Below are 15424 nucleotides of genomic sequence, written 5' to 3' on the forward strand. Positions count from 1 at the left end.
GTCAGTTGAGTTTTGTCCAGGGATTGCACCCACGTGACTCGAACGCGCCGTCCGACGGTTTGATCGTCACCGTTGTCGGCCCCTGACTGATGTTCATGGCGATGACCGACTGGGCTTCCCCGGAGGTGTCCTTGCGCCTGGTCCAGGAGCACATCTTGATAGGGCTGTCCTGGGCGGGCCCGCTGGTGCGGTAGTTCCCGGGTTCGATGTCGACTCCCACCACGTAGGTGCCATCGTCGATGGTTCTGACCGCCGTTACGGACTGCGCGGGTGCTGGCGGCATGGCGGATTCGGGACACGCCGACCCGAACAGGCCGACCTTGGAGGCACGCGCGACGTCGACCTGGGTGGCGATCCGCTGGTTGTACGACGGTGGTGCGGGGGAGTCTGGGTAGGCCCACACCCACCCCAGGCTCGCCAACTTTTCCCCGAGGTCCGCGGAGCCGACCTGCAGGTACGCCCACTGGTTGCCGTACAGGTCGGACTGGCCGAGCAACTGGTAGGTGAGCGGGGCGCGGCGCACCTCGGTATCGGTGGTGGCGGTGGCCTGTTTGACCCGGCAGGGGTCCGCGGTGGGCGCCGAGATGCCGACCTGGCGCAGCCGGGTTCCGTCGGTGAGCACGACGGTGGCCGCGTCATGCACGGCGGCTACCGACACGGTCGACGGGTCAGCTCGGGGCACCTCGAGTGTGGGGCGGGCAGGCTCGGTGAGCGTGGGAATCGGCGCGACGACGGAGGGGATCGGCGCTGTGGCTCGAGCCGCGTCGGGGCTGGTTGCGCCCGGCAGTGCGGCCTCGTACTCGGCTGCCTGTTGGGGCGTGAGCAGATGGGAGATCCGCAGCAGTACGGGCCCGCTCTGATAGTCGTACTCGCTGAAGATCGGTGCCCGCTTTCCGACAGGATGGTCACCAAGCCGAACACACCGAGCGTGATAACCCCGGCCCGGATGCGTGCCCGCGAGCCGATGCGTATGGGCTGGGTGGCGGTCATCGTTGCTCCGTTTGCTCGGTGATGTACACCACTTCGCGCAGGTGGAGCAACCTGTTACCTACGTCACCCGTTTGCCGGGGTTCAGAACAGGCCGGACAGCCAGTCGGTGAAGGACTTCCAGACGTCCTGGGCCTTCTCGGTCAACGTGCGCTTGGCCTGTTCCTTGACCTTGTCGGTGACCGCGCGCTCGACGTCGGAGGCCTTGGGCAGCTCGGGCAGGTTAAAGCTCGGTTCCGAGGAGGCGCTCGGTTCGCTGGTCGACTCCGCGGCCGGTGTCCTGGTGCGGGTGGCGCGGGGTGAGTGTGTCGACGCCGGGCTGGCGGTGCCTCCGGACGTGCTCGAACCGCCGGAGGTGTTGTTGCCGCCGGTGAAGGCCACCAGTCCCGCGACGAGCATCAACAGCACGAGGACCGGCAGGGCGATCAGTGCCACCCGCCGTGCCGGGCTGGTGGCGGCGGGCTCCTCCGGGATCGCGGCGTAGGAGGAGCCGGCGGCGGAGTTGAGCATCGAGGCGGACTGCCGCGCCGAGCCGCGGTCGGCCGCCGCGATGGCGGTCATGGCCAGCAGTGCTCGGGCCAGCGGCGCCGGCACGTTGTTGGGCACCGTCGGCGGACGGGTCAGCCGGGCGCCGGCCGCTTCCCGACCGCCGGGGTACGCCGGCCGGCCGGTGAGTGCCTCCAGCAGGGTCAGGCCGAGGGCGTACACGTCGGTCGGCGGCCCGATCGGCTCCCGACGCAGCTGCTCCGGCGACCAGTAGACCTCGGTTCCCCCGGTGGGGGCGCCCATGATCCCGGCTGTCGCGGCAAGAGTTCGGACTCCCAGATCGGCCACCCGGGTCCGCCCGTCACGGCCCAGCACGACGGTGTCCGGGGAGACGTCCAGGTGCGACAGTCCGTGGTCGTGAGCCTCGGCGAGCGCGGCGGCCGCCTGGGCGCCGATGCGGGCCACCTCCTCGGCGGGTAGCGGTCCCCGGCTCAGTTCGGCCCGCAGGGTGTGCCCGTCGACCCGTTCGCGCACCAGGTAGCCCTGGCCCCGCTCGACCCCGACGTCGAGGACGGCGACCAGGCCCGGGTGGTGCACCGCGGTCAGCGGGCGGGCCTGTTCTAGGAAGCGGCGGGCGCCGGCCTCGTCCAGCCGACCGGTGAACAGGGTGACGCCGACGGGGCGGCCGTCGCGTTGGTCGGTCGCCTGATGGAACCCGATCCCCGCCGCGGCGCCCTGCGGCTGTTCCAGCCGGTACCGCCCGGCCAGCACCTGCTCGCCCTCGGGGGGCATCCGTTCGGTGAACCGTTGGGGAGGCCCCAGGACCCGGGTGCGCTCCAGGTCGCCGGCGTCCTGGTCGCGACTGGGCTGGTCCGGCCAGCCGCGTCGCCCGGGCCAGTCGTCACTCACGTGGGCACCGCTCCTCAACTGGGTTCTGGCCGGCCACCGTAGCTGAACCGGCCGGGCGCACCGCGCCCGCCCGAGGCGAGGAGCCGCGCTCCGGCGGACCCAAGCCGACCCGGGTTGGCGGGTCACCGGAGTCCGAGGCGACCATATGACGGACAACCTCAACGGAGAGGAAGACAGCAATGGCGCTCTGGTCCCTGGCGGCGGTCTCGAGCGGTTCCGTTGTCATCGCGTCCTACTCGAACCCCTCGATGAACTACTTCACCCTCGAGGCGGCCGGGGAGCTGGATGCGCTGATCAGCGCCTGGCACGCGGACCTGTCACTCCGCGCGATCGTGCTCCGCGGCGATGGCCGGTCATCCGGTTTCATCACCCATTTCAGTGTCGAGACCCTTGCCGAGATCGCGTCGACCCCGGAGTCCGCGCGCGGCGGCGCGGCGCCGAGCCGGGGCTTCCACGCCTTGCTCGAGCGACTGACGGTGCTGCCCCAGGCAGTGGTCGTGGCGATGAACGGCGACACGATGGGCGGCGGTTTCGAGCTGTCACTGGCCTGCGACATCCGGGTCGGCCAGTCGGGCGACCACCGCTATGGGCTGCCCGAGGCCCGGCTGGGCATCATGCCCGGTGGCGGCGGCACCCAGCGGCTGCCCCGGCTGATCGGGCCCGCGCGGGCGCTGGAGTTCGTGCTGCGCGCCCGGATGGTCACTCCCGACGAAGCGCTGAGCCTCGACTGGTTCACGAGGTCGCCGACGACTCGGTCGCCCGCGCCGTGCGGATCGCCACCGAAATCGCCGCGCTGCCGCTGACCTCGATCGCCGCCATCAAGTCCGCGATGTACCGGGGTCTGGACACGAACCTGACCACCGGGCTGGCGATCGAGAGCGGGTACTTCCTGGAGACCATGCTTTCCGACGCCGCGAGGGAGCGCATGGCCGCCTACCTCCAACAGCCGGAGCATCGGCGCCGTGACTGGTTGGAGCAGGTCACCGAGCCCCGCCCCTGACCGGCTTACGAACCGGGTACCTGTGGCCGCTCGTTGAACACCTCGTCGAAGAGGTCGAGCATGGCCCGCCAGGACCGCTCGTCCGAGGCCCGGTGGTACTCGATGCCCGGCAGGGTGCGCAGCTCGGGATCCCCGGCCCTGGGATGGGTGAAGCTGTGCGCGGCCCGACCGTAGAGGTTCATCCGCCAGTCGACGCCCGCCGCACGCATGTCCCGCGTGCTTGCAGTCGGCTTGCGGTCGGGGCCGGGCCTTCGGTGCCTCGGCAGCCGTCGATCCGCCCACCCAAAACTGGTGATCAAGTACCGACTTGACCATTCGTACCCTCGATCGGGGTCTCGTTGGCGTAGTGTTCACTCCCGTCGGGAGCATGTCGCGCGCGGGCGTTCGAGCCTGCGTCGTTCTTGACTTATATCCACCCGGGCAGCCAGTCGGCCCAGCGGATAGGAGAACTGACATGCGAGCAGTAACCCTCGCGCGTAGCCCCGCCGACGCTGTGCCCACCACGGCACCCAGCACAGACGTCACCCCGTCTCCCGTCGCGATCGTCTGGGACGAGGACGAGTCCGAGGCGTTGAACCAGGCCCGCAAGGACGCCGAGCTCACCCTGTCCGCCGACTCGGTCCGGGCCTACCTGAAGCAGATCGGCAAGGTCGCGCTGCTCGACGCCCAACAAGAGGTCGATCTTGCGAAGCGCATCGAGGCCGGCCTCTACGCGGCCGAGCGGATGCGTTCGACGGTCGTGGACAACGAGCTGGCCTCGGCGCAGCTGCGCCGCGACCTGACCTGGATCGTCCGCGACGGTGAGCGCGCGCGGAGCCACCTGCTCGAGGCGAACCTGCGGTTGGTGGTGTCGCTGGCCAAGCGCTACACCGGTCGCGGCATGGCCTTCCTGGACCTGATCCAGGAGGGCAACCTGGGCCTGATCCGCGCGGTGGAGAAGTTCGACTACACCAAGGGCTACAAGTTCTCCACCTACGCGACCTGGTGGATCCGCCAGGCCGTCACCCGGGCGATGGCCGACCAGGCCCGCACCATCCGCATCCCGGTGCACATGGTCGAGATCATCAACAAGCTCAGCCGGATCCAGCGCGACCTGCTACGCGACCTCGGCCGCGAGCCCACCCTCGAGGAGCTCGGCCGGGAACTGGACATCACGCCGGAGAAGGTGCTCGAGGTCCGCCAGTACGCGCGGGAGCCGATCTCGCTGGATCAGACCATTGGCGACGAGAGCGACAGCCAGCTCGGGGACTTCATCGAGGACGGTCAGGCCGTGTCGGCGGTGGACGCGGTGTCGTTCACGCTGCTGCAGAGCCAGCTGCAGTCCGTGCTGTCCACCCTGTCCGACCGGGAGGCCGGCATCGTCCGGCTGCGTTTCGGGCTCACCGACGGCCGCCAGCGCACCCTGGACGAGATCGGTCAGGTCTACGGGGTCACCAGGGAGCGGATCCGGCAGATCGAGTCCAAGGCGATGTCGAAGCTGCGCCACCCGTCCCGCTGCCAGGCGCTGCGCGACTACCTCGACTAGACGCGGCCGCCTACCGGGCCGGTCAGCCCGCCGATCCGTAGACGGACTCGAAGGCGGTGCTGCGCAGTACCTGGGCGAGCTCCCGCAGGCTCGTGATGGCCTGGTACTTCTCGCCGACCGAGGGGTGTTCGCCGGCGCGGTCGATGTCCTTCCAGAGCTCGTCGACGTAGTCGTACAGAGCCTGGCGGGCCTCGAGCTGCGCGATGCGAGACGTCGAGTCGCAGTTGACGAGCCGTGGCCGGTCGAACAGTGCGAAGGCTTCGGCGAGCTCGAGTCCGGGTCGGGATGAGGTCACAATGCTCACGACCTGACTTCGTCGGCGGCGCCGACGAGAACATGACACTCCCGGTTCGGCACATCGGAGAAGTGCTCACTGAGCCGGGACTGCATCATGCTACGCAGCCGGTGCATCGATGCACACCAGCTCGCCGGGGCTCCTAGAAGTCGGCGTTGGGCGGGATGTTGCAGGTGTTGTGCGCGTAGATCGGGCCGGCGAGAACCGGCAGGCCGACCGGTGGGTTGATGACCGCCGGTGCGTGCTCACTGGTCATCTGGTCCATGCAGTCGTCGGTGTCGGTCTTGGTACCGCCCTGGCCGTCGATCCACATGTCGAGGTGGCCGTCGGCGCCGGACGGGGCCTTGCTGGCGCCGGAGTCCTCGACGATCACGTAGCGCTTGACGCTGGGCAGGTAGAACCTGGTGCCCGCCGGCCAGGCCATGGTGGCGTCGTGGCCGGAGACCGCAACGGTGATCGGGTCGGCGAAGGTGCCGGTGCCGCCGGCCTCCCGGTGCAGCACCGGATGGCTCACGATCGCGGAGCCGGGCGGTGTGTTGTCCTGCCAGGAGTAGCCGGTGAGCCAGATGCTCAGCTGGCCGCGCGCGTGCGCCCGCTCCAGGGCGGTGGAGCCGCAACCGGCGGCCGCGAGCAGGACCGTCCCCAGCAGCGCTCCCGAGACGGCACGGCGGCGCAACCGCCCGGAGAGCTTCACGTGGCTACGTTACTAGGGCACGTCGAAGGTCTGGCGCAGCTGGAAGTGGGCCGGGTCCAGCAGGCTCTCCACGTACTCGACGAGCTCGTCGTCCTCGGTCCAGTTGGTGCGCCGGACAGCGAGGAACCAGTTTGCCCAGTCCCGGCCCATGACCGTCGCCTCCCGCTCGGTCGGCCGCCGCCCGGACACCCACTGCTCGGCCCTGGCCACCACCAGGCCGGCCTCGGTGAGCGTCCGGGTGAGCGAGCCGTCGAGCAGACCCCGCTCCGGGATGGCGCTGGTCGCGGGTGTGAGCGGCACCCGGCTGCACTCGTAGGAGACCGCGAGGCCGCCCGGCTGCGCCCGCACCCGGTCGATCGCGACGAACTCGGGGTCGGGCACGCCAAGCCGTTTCGCGAGCCCGAGGTCACGGACCACGGCGCAGCACACGACGGTCACCGTCAGTTCGGCGCCGCTGTCGCGCAGGGCCTGCGCCCAGCCCTTCCGGTCGTCGAGCAGCTGCCCGTCGAACGTGACGAACGAGCCCTTGCCGGAGCGGGTGGTGATCAGGCCGGCGTCGCCAAGCTCGGAGAGTGCGGCGCGCACCGTGTTGCGGCTCACCGAGAACCGCTGGGCCAGGGCGCTCTCCCCGGGCAGTCGCTCGCCGTAGCTGAGCCGACCGCGCCGGATCTCCCGCTCCAGCACCTGGGCGATGCGCTCGTGCTTGAGCTGGGCGACCTCGCGCTCGGGCAGTGTCATCGGCCGGTCACCGACTCGCCCAGCACGTCGGACACCGTGACGACCTCGAGGAACGGTTGGTACAGCGCCATGGTGTCGAGCGCGCGCCGGTGGTCGGCCTCGCTGAGCCCGGCGCAGGCGTCGGAGACGACCCTGGCGTGCACCCCGGCGTCCGCGGCGCCGAGCGCGGTGGAGAGCACGCAGCAGTCCGTGGACACCCCGGTGAGCACCAGTTCGGTGCCGCCACGGACCGCCTCGGTCAGCGCCGGACCCCACTTGCCGAAGGTGGTCTCACTGACGACCGGGTGGCCGGCGGCGGGCAGTTCAGGCACCAGGTCGTAGTCCGGGGAGTCCGGCGGGACCAGGGCGAACGGCCAGTCCCGGTAGTAGTCGACCCAGGCGCCGGTGGGCTTCTCCGGCGCGACGAACCGGGTGTACACGACCCGGTCGCCGAACGCGGGCAGCAGCCGGCTGATCCCGGCGGCGGCATCGGCGAAACCGGGCGTGCGCCACGGGCTGCCCGGCCGGGCGAAGATCACCTGCATGTCCACCACGACCAGCCAGGCCGGTTCGGCACTGCCGCCGGCGCGCGGTCCCGTGCTCCCGCTCATGCGCCGGCTCGCGCTGGTTCGGCCTCCTGGGCGCGTACGGCGGAACGGCCGAACGCCCAGGTGCCGGCGAAGCCCACCAGCAGCGCGGCCAGCACGCCCAGGTTGGCCGCGGCCCAGGAACCGTCCCGCCCGCCGAGGCCGACGGCGCCGAGCAGGTAGCCCTGCCAGGCCAGCCAGGGTGCGTAGGTGTTCGTGACCAGGCCCCACCCGGCGGCGGTGCCGATGGCAACCAGCGCGATGGGCAGCCACCGGATGTTGCCGTAGCGGCCGTCCGGGTCGTAGAGGTCGCGCTCGGAGTAGTCGGCCCGACGCAGCAGCACGTCGGCGACGAAGATGCCGCACCAGGCCGCGATCGGTACCCCGAGGGTGATCAGGAAGCCCTGGAACGGCCCGAGGAAGTCGCTGGCCAGGAATACCACGTAGATCGCCCCGGCGGTCATCAGCACCCCGTCGATGCCGGCCGCCACGGCGCGCGGCGCCCGCAGTCCGGAGCTGAGCAGCGCCAGCCCCGAGGAGTAGATGTCCAGCACCGCGCCGCCGACCAGCCCGAGCACCGCCACCAGCACGAACGGCACCAGGAACCAGGTCGGCAGCAGCGTGGTCAGTGCGCCGACCGGGTCCGCCGCGATGTCCTTGCTCAGCTGCCCGGACGAGCCGGCGAGCAGCAGGCCGAAGACCAGCAGCAGCACCGGCGCCAGCGAGGAGCCGAACACCGTCCAGCCGATCACCGCGCCGCTGCCGGCCGTGCGGGGCAGGTAGCGCGAGTAGTCGGCGGCCGCGTTGACCCAGCCGAGGCCGAACCCGGTCATCATGAAGACCAGCCCGCCGACCACGGCCGGGATGGACCCGCTGGGCAGTGCCGCGATCGCGGCGGTGTCGACGTGGCCGAGCACCAGCGCGAAGTACACCACCGTCAGCACTCCGGTGATTACCGTGATGACCACCTGCAACCGCATGATCAGGGTGAACCCGACGATCCCGGCGAGCACGGTCAGCGCCACCACGACGATCAGCGCGACGAGCTTGGTGGCCACCCCGCCCTCCCAGCCGAGCCGGGTGAAGACGGTGGCGGTGGCCAGCACGGCGAGCGAGACCAGCACGGTCTCCCAACCGACGGTGAGCAGCCAGGACAGTACCGACGGCAGCCGGTTGCCGGTGATGCCGAAGATCGCCCGGCTGAGCACCATGGTGGGTGCCGAGCCACGCTTGCCGGCGAGCGAGATCACCCCGCAGAGCAGGAACGACGCCACGATCCCGACGCAGCCCACCACGACTGCCTGCCAGAACGAGATTCCGAAGCCGAGCAGGAACGATCCGTAGCTGAGCCCGAGCACCGAGACGTTCGCGCCGAACCACGGCCAGAACAGGCCACGCGGCGTGCCCCGGCGCTCGTCCTCGCCGATCGTGTCGAGACCGTTGACCTCGATACTGATCCCGGTCTTCGGCGCGTTGGGCGGGTTACTGGAGGCTGATGTGGTCGAGGTCATACCGGCTCCTGCCGTTACACCTGTTCAGACCTGTTCAAATTAGGGACGCCGAATCGTCGTGTCAATGCCGCTGATCGGCGCATACGACAGGGCTAGACAAATCATCAGTACTCAAACTACCGTCTAACGGACGACCGTGAGCCCCGCCACATCGAGGATGCGAAGGAGTGGTGATGTCCGGAGCGGACACCCAGGACCGGGCACTCGGCGCGCTGTCCGGTCTGGCGCTCGGCGACGCGCTGGGCATGCCGACCCAGTCCATGTCCAGGGAACTGATCGCGGCCCGCTACGGGCCGATCATCACGTTGCTCGACGGCGCGCCGGACCAGCCGATCGCGCCGGGACACCCGGCCGGGTCGATCACCGACGACACCGAGCAGGCCCTGCTGCTGGCCCAGCTGCTGATCGAAGGGGCGGGCCGGGTCGACCCGATGATGTTCGCCGAGGCGCTGGAGCTGTGGGAGGAGGACATGGTCCGGCGCGGTTCGGTCGACCTGCTCGGGCCGTCCACAAAGCGGGCCATCGAGAGGCTTCGGGCCGGCGAGTCGCCGGAGCAGGCCGGGCGGGACGGCACCACAAACGGCGCCGCGATGCGAATCGCCCCGGTCGGCATCGCGGTACCGGCCACCGACCCGGCCGGGCTGTTGGACCTGGTCGTGCAGGCCAGCCGGGTCACCCACAACACCGGTCTCGGCCTCGCGGCCGCGGCGGCGGTGGCGGCGGCGGTGTCCGCCGGGGTCGGCGGCGCGGACCTGCCCGATGCACTGGACGAGGCCGAGCGGGCCGCCGAGGCCGGCGGCCGGCTGGGGCACTGGACCGCCGGGGGGTCGATCGCGGCGCGCATCCGGTGGGCCCGGCGCTGGGTGCGGGGGATGTCCCGGGCGCGGCTCGCCGACGCGGTGGCCGACGTGATCGGGACCTCGGTGGCCTCGCAGGAGTCGGTCGTCGCGGCATTCGCGCTGGCCGAGGGGCTCGGCGCGGACCCGGCGGAGGCACTGCGCACCGCGGCCGGGCTGGGCGGCGACACCGACACGATGGCCGCCATCTGCGGCGCGATCCTGGGCGCCCGGCACGGGATGGCGGGGTTGCCGGCCGACCTGCTGGCGCGGGTGTGCCAGGTCAACAGCCTCGATCTGGCACCCGTCGTCGACGGGCTGCTCAAGCTCCGGACCACGCACCACAGCGGAGGGCGTCATGGCCACCACGAGCACTGAGACCGGGGTCGCCGCCCGCGCGGCCGGCGCGATGGAGACCCGGGGCATCGAGCCGGTCCCGGCCGCCGAGCGCGCCGGGCGCCCGGGCCAGCTGTTCTGGGTGTGGTTCGCGGCCAACATCAGCATCCTGGGGTTGCCGCTGGGCGCCACCCTGGTGGCGGTGCAGGGGCTGACGGTGTGGCAGGCGGTGCTGGTCGCGGCGGTCGGCTCGGTGGGCTCGTTCGCCATCGTCGGCGCGGTGTCCATCGCCGGGCGCCGGGGCGGGGCGCCCGGCCTGACCCTGTCCCGCGCGGTGTTCGGCGCGCGCGGCAACATCGGGCCGACGGCGGTGTCGCTGATCTCCCGGCTGGGCTGGGAGACGGTGAACACCACGACCGCGGCGTTCGCGTTGCTCTCGCTGGCCACCATCCTGTTCGGCACCTCACCGACGGCGAAGCAGCACCCGGTGCTGACGGTGGTCTGCATCGTGGTGTTCGAGCTCTGCACGGTGGCGGTCTCCGGGCTCGGGCACGCCGTCCTGGTGGCGGTGCAGCGTTGGGCGACCTGGGTGTTCGGCGCGCTCAACCTGCTCGTCGGCGGCTTCCTGGTGGCCACCATCTCGTGGTCCTCGGTGGCGGCCGCGCACCCGGCCCCGGTGGGCGCCATGATCGCCGGCGTCGGGGTGATCGCGGCCGGCACCGGGATCGGCTGGGCGAACGCCTCCGCCGACATCGCGCGCTACCAGGCGCCGTCGGTCCGGGCCGGCTCGCTGGTGCTCTCCGCCGCCGCCGGTGCGGGCATCCCCTTGGTGCTGCTGATCTCACTGGGCAGCATGCTCGCCGCCGGCGACCCGTCACTGGCCGCCGCCGGTGACCCGGTCGCCGCGATCCGCGCCATGCTGCCCGGCTGGATGGCGGTGCCGTACCTGCTCGCCGCGTTCGGCGGGCTGCTGCTGTCCAACCACCTGTCCGTCTACTCCGCCGGGCTCACCACGCTGACGCTGGGCATCCGGGTCCGCCGGGTGTACGCGGTGGTCCTCGACGTGGTGGTCACCTTCGTCGGCTCCATCTACTTCATCCTGGTCGCGGACGGCTTCTACACCCCGTTCATCGCGTTCATCAGCCTGCTCGCGGTACCGATCACCGCCTGGGTCGGCGTGTTCACCTGCGACATGCTGCGCCGCCGGACCTACGACCCGGACGCGCTGATGGACACCGGCCGGAGCAGCGGCTACTGGTACCGGGGCGGTGTCCGACCGTCCGCCGTGGTGGCCTGGGCGGTGGCGATCGTGGTCGGCTACCTGTTCACCACCGCCGGCCCGTCGGACGGCGCCTGGTTCACCGGTCCGCTGGCCGACACCTGGTTCGGCCACAACGGGCTCGGCTGGGTGGTGACCTTCGTGATCGCGGCCGGCGGGTACGCCGCGCTGGGTGGCACCCGGGTCGGCTCGGCGGCGGCGGCGCGGCGGTGAGCGGCGCCGGGCGGCTGCTGCACACCGGGCAGGTGATGCTGGACCTGGTGATGCGGGTACCGGGGTTGCCGCCGCTGGGTGGGGACGTGTTCGCCACGGCGAGCAGCCTGATGCCCGGCGGCGGGTTCAACGTGATGGCGGCGGCCGCGCGCGCCGGGGCGCGGGTGCGCTACGCCGGCGGGCACGGCGACGGTGCGTTCGGTGACCTGGCGCGGGCCGCGCTGGCCGCCGAGGGTGTCGAGGTCGCCTTCGCCGCCTCGGTCGGCGTGGACACCGGCGTGTCGGTGGCCATGGTGGACGACTCGGGGGAGCGCACGTTCGTCACCGCCGTCGGCGCCGAGTCCGCCGTCGACCCGGTCGCACTCGCCGGTGAGCTGGTTACCGGTGCCGACATCGTCTACGTCAGCGGGTACAGCCTGATGACCGAGGCGAAGCGGGACGTACTGCTGGACTGGTTGGCTCTGCTGCCCGGATCGGCCGGGCCTGGTGGGCCATTGGTGCTGGCCGACCCCGGGCCGCTGGCCGCCGCGATCGCCCCGGCCGCCTGGGCCCGGCTGATCGAGCGGGTCGACGTGCTGAGCTGCAACGCCCGCGAGGCCCGGCTGCTGTCCGGGCGGGCCGAGCCGGCCGCCGGGTGCGCGGTACTGGCCGAGCGGGCCCGGCCGGGCAGCGCCGTGCTGGTGCGCGACGGGGCGGCCGGCTGCTGGCTGAGCCGGCACGGTCACCAGGAGCTCATCCCCGGGCTGGCGGTGACCGCGGTGGACACCAACGGTGCCGGCGACGCGCACTGCGGGGTGCTCGCGGCGGAGCTGCTGCGCGGCGCTGAGCTGCCGGCCGCCGCAGTGCGGGCGAACGCCGCCGCCGCGCTCGCGGTGACCCGGCCCGGGCCGGCGACCGCGCCCACCCGCGCCGAGGTCGACGAGCTGCTCGCTGGCCAATCTCGTCGTTGAACGCCGGTCGCCCCTGTCATCCGGTCGCCCCTGTCATCATGGCCGGCATGGATGCGGTCGAGGCGAAGGCCTTCGTCGAGCGGTGGGTGGCCCACTGGAACGCCCATGACCTGGATGCCCTGCTCGGGCACTTCACCGAGGACGTCACGTTCTCCTCGCCGGCCGCGATCCAGGTACTCGGTGGCGGCGACGGGGTCGTCCGGGGCAAGGCCGCGCTGCGCGACTACTGGTCGAGTGCACTCGAGCTGATCCCCGACCTGCACTTCGAGGTGGTGGCCAGCTACCTCGGCGTCAACTCGCTGGTCATCAACTACCGCAATCAGAAGGGCAACCTGGTCAGCGAAGTGCTGATCTTCGACGGCTCGCTGGTGGTACAGGGCCACGGCACCTACCGGACCGGCGACCACAACCCGACCGGCGCCGGCGAGGCCTGAGCCAGCCTGGTCCGCGCGCGGCGCGCCGACGGCACACAACGCCAGGCGGCAGCGCCAGGCGGCAGCGCCAGGCCGACGGCACACAGCGCCGTGCCGCCGCACACAGGTTGGAACGTGTGTGCGGTGGCCCCGGCGTGTGTGCCCTGGCCTGCCGCTGCTCGGGGCGCTCACCGGCCGGGCCGCCGGGCGCTCGGGGCGGTCAGCCCCCGGCCGGGCGGGGTCCGGTCACCGGGCGGGGTCAGTCGGACGCGGTGGCAGGCGGGATGTTCTGGTTGAGCCGGAACAGGTTCGCCGGGTCGTGCGCCGCCTTGAGCCGGGCCAGTCGCCGGTAGTCGTCCGCGTCGAAGCAGTTCCGGACCTGGTCCGGGATGCTCTCCTCGCCGAGCACGAAGTTGGGTGACCGGCCGAGCGTCCAGGGCGCCAATGCCTCGGTCAACCGGGTGGGCGCGGCGTGCGCCGGGCTCGGTCCGGGCCCGTCCACCACGGCGAGCGCCCGCAGCAGATACGCGGCGTCCCGGTGGCCGACCGCGTTCGGGGTCGCCGGCGGGCGGGCCAGCGCACCGCCGAGGTGGTTGAGCTGCACCACGCAGGGCACCGGTGCGTCCGGGCCGACCAGGTCCAGCGTGAGGCCGGCGACCGGCTCGGCGAGCTCGCGCAACATCGCGTTGGTCCCGTAGAAGCCGTGCGGCTGGGCCGGGTCGTTGTAGATCGAACCGGATGCGGTGTACGGCAGCTCACCAAGCGTGTCCATCAGCCGTGGGCCGATCGCGCGCAGCGGCGCGACCAGCCGCTCGCCGGCCTCGACAAGGCCGGTGTAGGCGATCCGGACGTGTGCCGCGTACCGCCCGCGCAGTGGCTCGGGCAGCATCGGCAGGTCCGGGTACGGGATCAGCGCGACGCTCGAGGTGAGCTCCTCGGGCACCGAGGCGGTCCACTCCCGGAACGCGGCCAGCACGGCCGGCACCTGATCGGTGTCGAAGTACAGCCCGCCGCCGTACAGCCGCGCCACCGGTACCAGCTCGATCTCCAGCCCGGTGGCCACCCCGAAGTTGGCGCCGGCGCCCCGCACCGCCCAGAACAGGTCCGGGTCGGCGGCCGAGCTGAGCCGGCGCACCGATCCGTCGGCCGTGACCAACTCGACGGCGCGCACGTGGTCGGCGGCGTACCCGTACTCGCGGGCCAGCACGCCAAGGCCGCCGCCGAGGGTGTAGCCGACCGCGCCCACGCCGGGTGACGAGCCGCTGAGCGGTGCCAGGCCGAAGCGGGCGGCCTCGTCGATCACCCGACCCCACGGGGTGCCCGCCGAGATCCACGCGGTGCGTTGCCCGGCGTCGACGCGGACCTCGCTCATCCGGCGGGTGTCGATCAGCACGCCGCCCTCGGCGGCCACGGCGAGCCCGTGCCCACTGGACTGCACCGCCACCGGCAGCCCGCGCGCGGCCGCGTGCTGCACGGCGGCCCGGACGTCGGCCATCCCGTCGGCACGCACGATCAGCGCCGGGCGGTGCCGGTACGCCGCCTGGAACCCCGTCCGCGCCTCGTCGTAGTCGGTGTCACCGGGCCGCAGCACGGAGCCGGCCCGGAGTTCGTCCAACGTGTTCTGAGAGGTCATATCCACAGGCTAGGGACTATTTAGGACATGAATTGTCCGCAGTGGGTGGTTTCCTGTACCGGTGAGTACCGACATGCCCGGCCGGATGCTGCGGCTGCTCGCGCTGCTGCAGGGGCGCCGGGAGTGGTCCGGCCAGGAGCTGGCGGACCGGCTCGGCGTCACCGGCCGGACAGTGCGCCGCGACGTCGACCGGCTCCGCGAGCTCGGCTACCCGGTGACCGGGACGACCGGTGTCGCGGGCGGGTACCGGCTGGCCACCGGGCGCAACCTGCCGCCGCTGCTGCTGGAGGACGACGAGGCGGTGGCGATCGCGGTGGGACTGCGCACGGCTGCCGGCGCCAGCGTGGCCGGGATCGAGGAGACCGCGGTGCGCGCGCTGGCCAAGTTGGAGCAGGTGCTGCCGCCCCGGCTGCGTGAGCGGGTCGCAGCGGTCGCGCGGGACACCGTCGGGGTGTCGCGCCGGGGCGGACCGCCGGCCGACGCCGCCATGCTCGCGGAGCTGTCCACCGCCTGCCGGGACCACGAGGTGCTGGTCTTCGAGTACCGGGGGCGGGCCGGGGCTCCGAGCGCGCGCCGGGTCGAGCCGTACCACCTGGTGACCGGGTACGGCCTGTGGTACCTGATCGCCTACGACCTGCACCGCGAGGACTGGCGCACCTTCCGGCTGGACCGCCTCACCGAGCCCGCGCTCACCCGCCGCCGGTTCACCCCGCGCCCGCTGCCCGCCTCGGACGCCGCCAGCTTCCTGCGCCGCTCGATCACCGAGGCGCCGTACCGGTACGCCGGGCTGGCCACCGTGGCGGCGCCGGCACCTACCGTGCTGGCCCGGGTGCCCATGCTGCTGCCGAGCAAGGTGACGCCGACCGGCGACGACACCTGCACGGTGGTGCTGGGCGCCGACGCGCTGGGTCAGCTGGTCCAGGACATCGTCGCGCTGGACGCCGAGTTCACCCTGGACGCCCCGGACGAGCTGCTCGATCGCCTCGATGCGGTGGCGCACCGGTTGCTCGCGGCGACCCGGCACGCCCGGAGCTCACCATCCGGCTAGCGCCC

17 protein-coding genes are annotated in these 15424 nt (G+C 72.1%); 8 read left to right on the forward strand and 9 right to left on the reverse strand.

From position 1 onward, the window contains the following. Position 1: 1 nt before the first annotated feature. Positions 2-658 carry a thermonuclease family protein gene (locus ACTXG6_RS20450; RefSeq protein ID WP_445189395.1) on the reverse strand — a complete coding sequence of 219 codons (657 nt, stop codon included), beginning with the start codon at positions 656-658 and terminating at the stop codon, positions 2-4. Between the two features lie 413 nt (positions 659-1071). Beyond that, positions 1072-2382, reverse strand: a complete 1311-nt coding sequence (locus ACTXG6_RS20455; RefSeq protein WP_445189396.1) for a protein kinase domain-containing protein — start codon at positions 2380-2382, stop codon at positions 1072-1074. 179 nt (positions 2383-2561) lie between these two features. Between ACTXG6_RS20455 and ACTXG6_RS20460 the strand changes: the two genes are divergently transcribed. Both ACTXG6_RS20460 and ACTXG6_RS20465 read left to right on the forward strand, forming a co-directional pair. Continuing rightward, positions 2562-3185: an enoyl-CoA hydratase/isomerase family protein gene (locus ACTXG6_RS20460; protein ID WP_445189397.1), complete on the forward strand. Its 624-nt coding sequence runs from the start codon at positions 2562-2564 to the stop codon at positions 3183-3185. Beyond that, positions 3149-3382: an enoyl-CoA hydratase/isomerase family protein gene (locus ACTXG6_RS20465; RefSeq protein WP_445189398.1), complete on the forward strand. Its 234-nt coding sequence runs from the start codon at positions 3149-3151 to the stop codon at positions 3380-3382. The genes ACTXG6_RS20460 and ACTXG6_RS20465 overlap by 37 nt, the downstream gene beginning before the upstream one ends. Positions 3383-3387: 5 nt before the next feature. Here ACTXG6_RS20465 and ACTXG6_RS20470 read toward each other — a convergent pair whose 3' ends face one another. Next, positions 3388-3591, reverse strand: a complete 204-nt coding sequence (locus tag ACTXG6_RS20470) for a dienelactone hydrolase family protein (protein ID WP_445189399.1) — start codon at positions 3589-3591, stop codon at positions 3388-3390. 245 nt (positions 3592-3836) lie between these two features. Between ACTXG6_RS20470 and ACTXG6_RS20475 the strand changes: the two genes are divergently transcribed. Further along, positions 3837-4907 (forward strand): RNA polymerase sigma factor, encoded by a 1071-nt coding sequence (locus tag ACTXG6_RS20475; protein WP_445189400.1) that lies wholly within the window; start codon positions 3837-3839, stop codon positions 4905-4907. Positions 4908-4929: 22 nt separating this feature from the next. Here ACTXG6_RS20475 and ACTXG6_RS20480 read toward each other — a convergent pair whose 3' ends face one another. The 5 genes from ACTXG6_RS20480 to ACTXG6_RS20500 form a co-directional block, all read right to left on the reverse strand. Continuing rightward, positions 4930-5211 (reverse strand): hypothetical protein, encoded by a 282-nt coding sequence (locus ACTXG6_RS20480; RefSeq protein ID WP_445189401.1) that lies wholly within the window; start codon positions 5209-5211, stop codon positions 4930-4932. Positions 5212-5344: 133 nt separating this feature from the next. Continuing rightward, a complete protein-coding gene (locus ACTXG6_RS20485) occupies positions 5345-5896 on the reverse strand; it encodes a hypothetical protein (RefSeq protein ID WP_445189402.1) in 552 nt (183 codons plus the stop codon). A gap of 12 nt (positions 5897-5908) precedes the next feature. Further along, positions 5909-6634 (reverse strand): GntR family transcriptional regulator, encoded by a 726-nt coding sequence (locus tag ACTXG6_RS20490; RefSeq protein WP_445189403.1) that lies wholly within the window; start codon positions 6632-6634, stop codon positions 5909-5911. Then, a complete protein-coding gene (locus ACTXG6_RS20495) occupies positions 6631-7224 on the reverse strand; it encodes a cysteine hydrolase family protein (protein WP_445189404.1) in 594 nt (197 codons plus the stop codon). The genes ACTXG6_RS20490 and ACTXG6_RS20495 overlap by 4 nt, the downstream gene beginning before the upstream one ends. Beyond that, positions 7221-8711, reverse strand: coding sequence for a purine-cytosine permease family protein (locus ACTXG6_RS20500; RefSeq protein ID WP_445189405.1), 1491 nt, complete (start codon positions 8709-8711; stop codon positions 7221-7223). Before ACTXG6_RS20500 ends, ACTXG6_RS20495 begins: the two co-directional genes overlap by 4 nt. Before the next feature lie 173 nt (positions 8712-8884). Between ACTXG6_RS20500 and ACTXG6_RS20505 the strand changes: the two genes are divergently transcribed. From ACTXG6_RS20505 to ACTXG6_RS20520, 4 genes are read left to right on the forward strand one after another with little or no spacing between them, the layout of a single operon-like run. Continuing rightward, the gene (locus tag ACTXG6_RS20505; RefSeq protein WP_445189406.1) at positions 8885-9925 is read left to right on the forward strand and encodes an ADP-ribosylglycohydrolase family protein; all 1041 of its coding nucleotides are present in this window, start codon (positions 8885-8887) and stop codon (positions 9923-9925) included. Further along, a complete protein-coding gene (locus ACTXG6_RS20510; protein ID WP_445189407.1) occupies positions 9906-11375 on the forward strand; it encodes a purine-cytosine permease family protein in 1470 nt (489 codons plus the stop codon). Before ACTXG6_RS20505 ends, ACTXG6_RS20510 begins: the two co-directional genes overlap by 20 nt. A 35-nt stretch (positions 11376-11410) precedes the next feature. Beyond that, positions 11411-12325, forward strand: coding sequence for a PfkB family carbohydrate kinase (locus ACTXG6_RS20515; protein ID WP_445190058.1), 915 nt, complete (start codon positions 11411-11413; stop codon positions 12323-12325). A 38-nt stretch (positions 12326-12363) separates the two neighbouring features. Beyond that, positions 12364-12759, forward strand: coding sequence for a nuclear transport factor 2 family protein (locus ACTXG6_RS20520; RefSeq protein ID WP_445189408.1), 396 nt, complete (start codon positions 12364-12366; stop codon positions 12757-12759). Between the two features lie 238 nt (positions 12760-12997). Here ACTXG6_RS20520 and ACTXG6_RS20525 read toward each other — a convergent pair whose 3' ends face one another. Further along, positions 12998-14371 (reverse strand): FAD-binding oxidoreductase, encoded by a 1374-nt coding sequence (locus ACTXG6_RS20525; protein WP_445189409.1) that lies wholly within the window; start codon positions 14369-14371, stop codon positions 12998-13000. 61 nt (positions 14372-14432) lie between these two features. Between ACTXG6_RS20525 and ACTXG6_RS20530 the strand changes: the two genes are divergently transcribed. After that, positions 14433-15419: a helix-turn-helix transcriptional regulator gene (locus ACTXG6_RS20530; protein ID WP_445189410.1), complete on the forward strand. Its 987-nt coding sequence runs from the start codon at positions 14433-14435 to the stop codon at positions 15417-15419. Positions 15420-15424 lie beyond the last annotated feature (5 nt).

This window comes from Pseudonocardia sp. Cha107L01, from assembly GCF_052566575.1.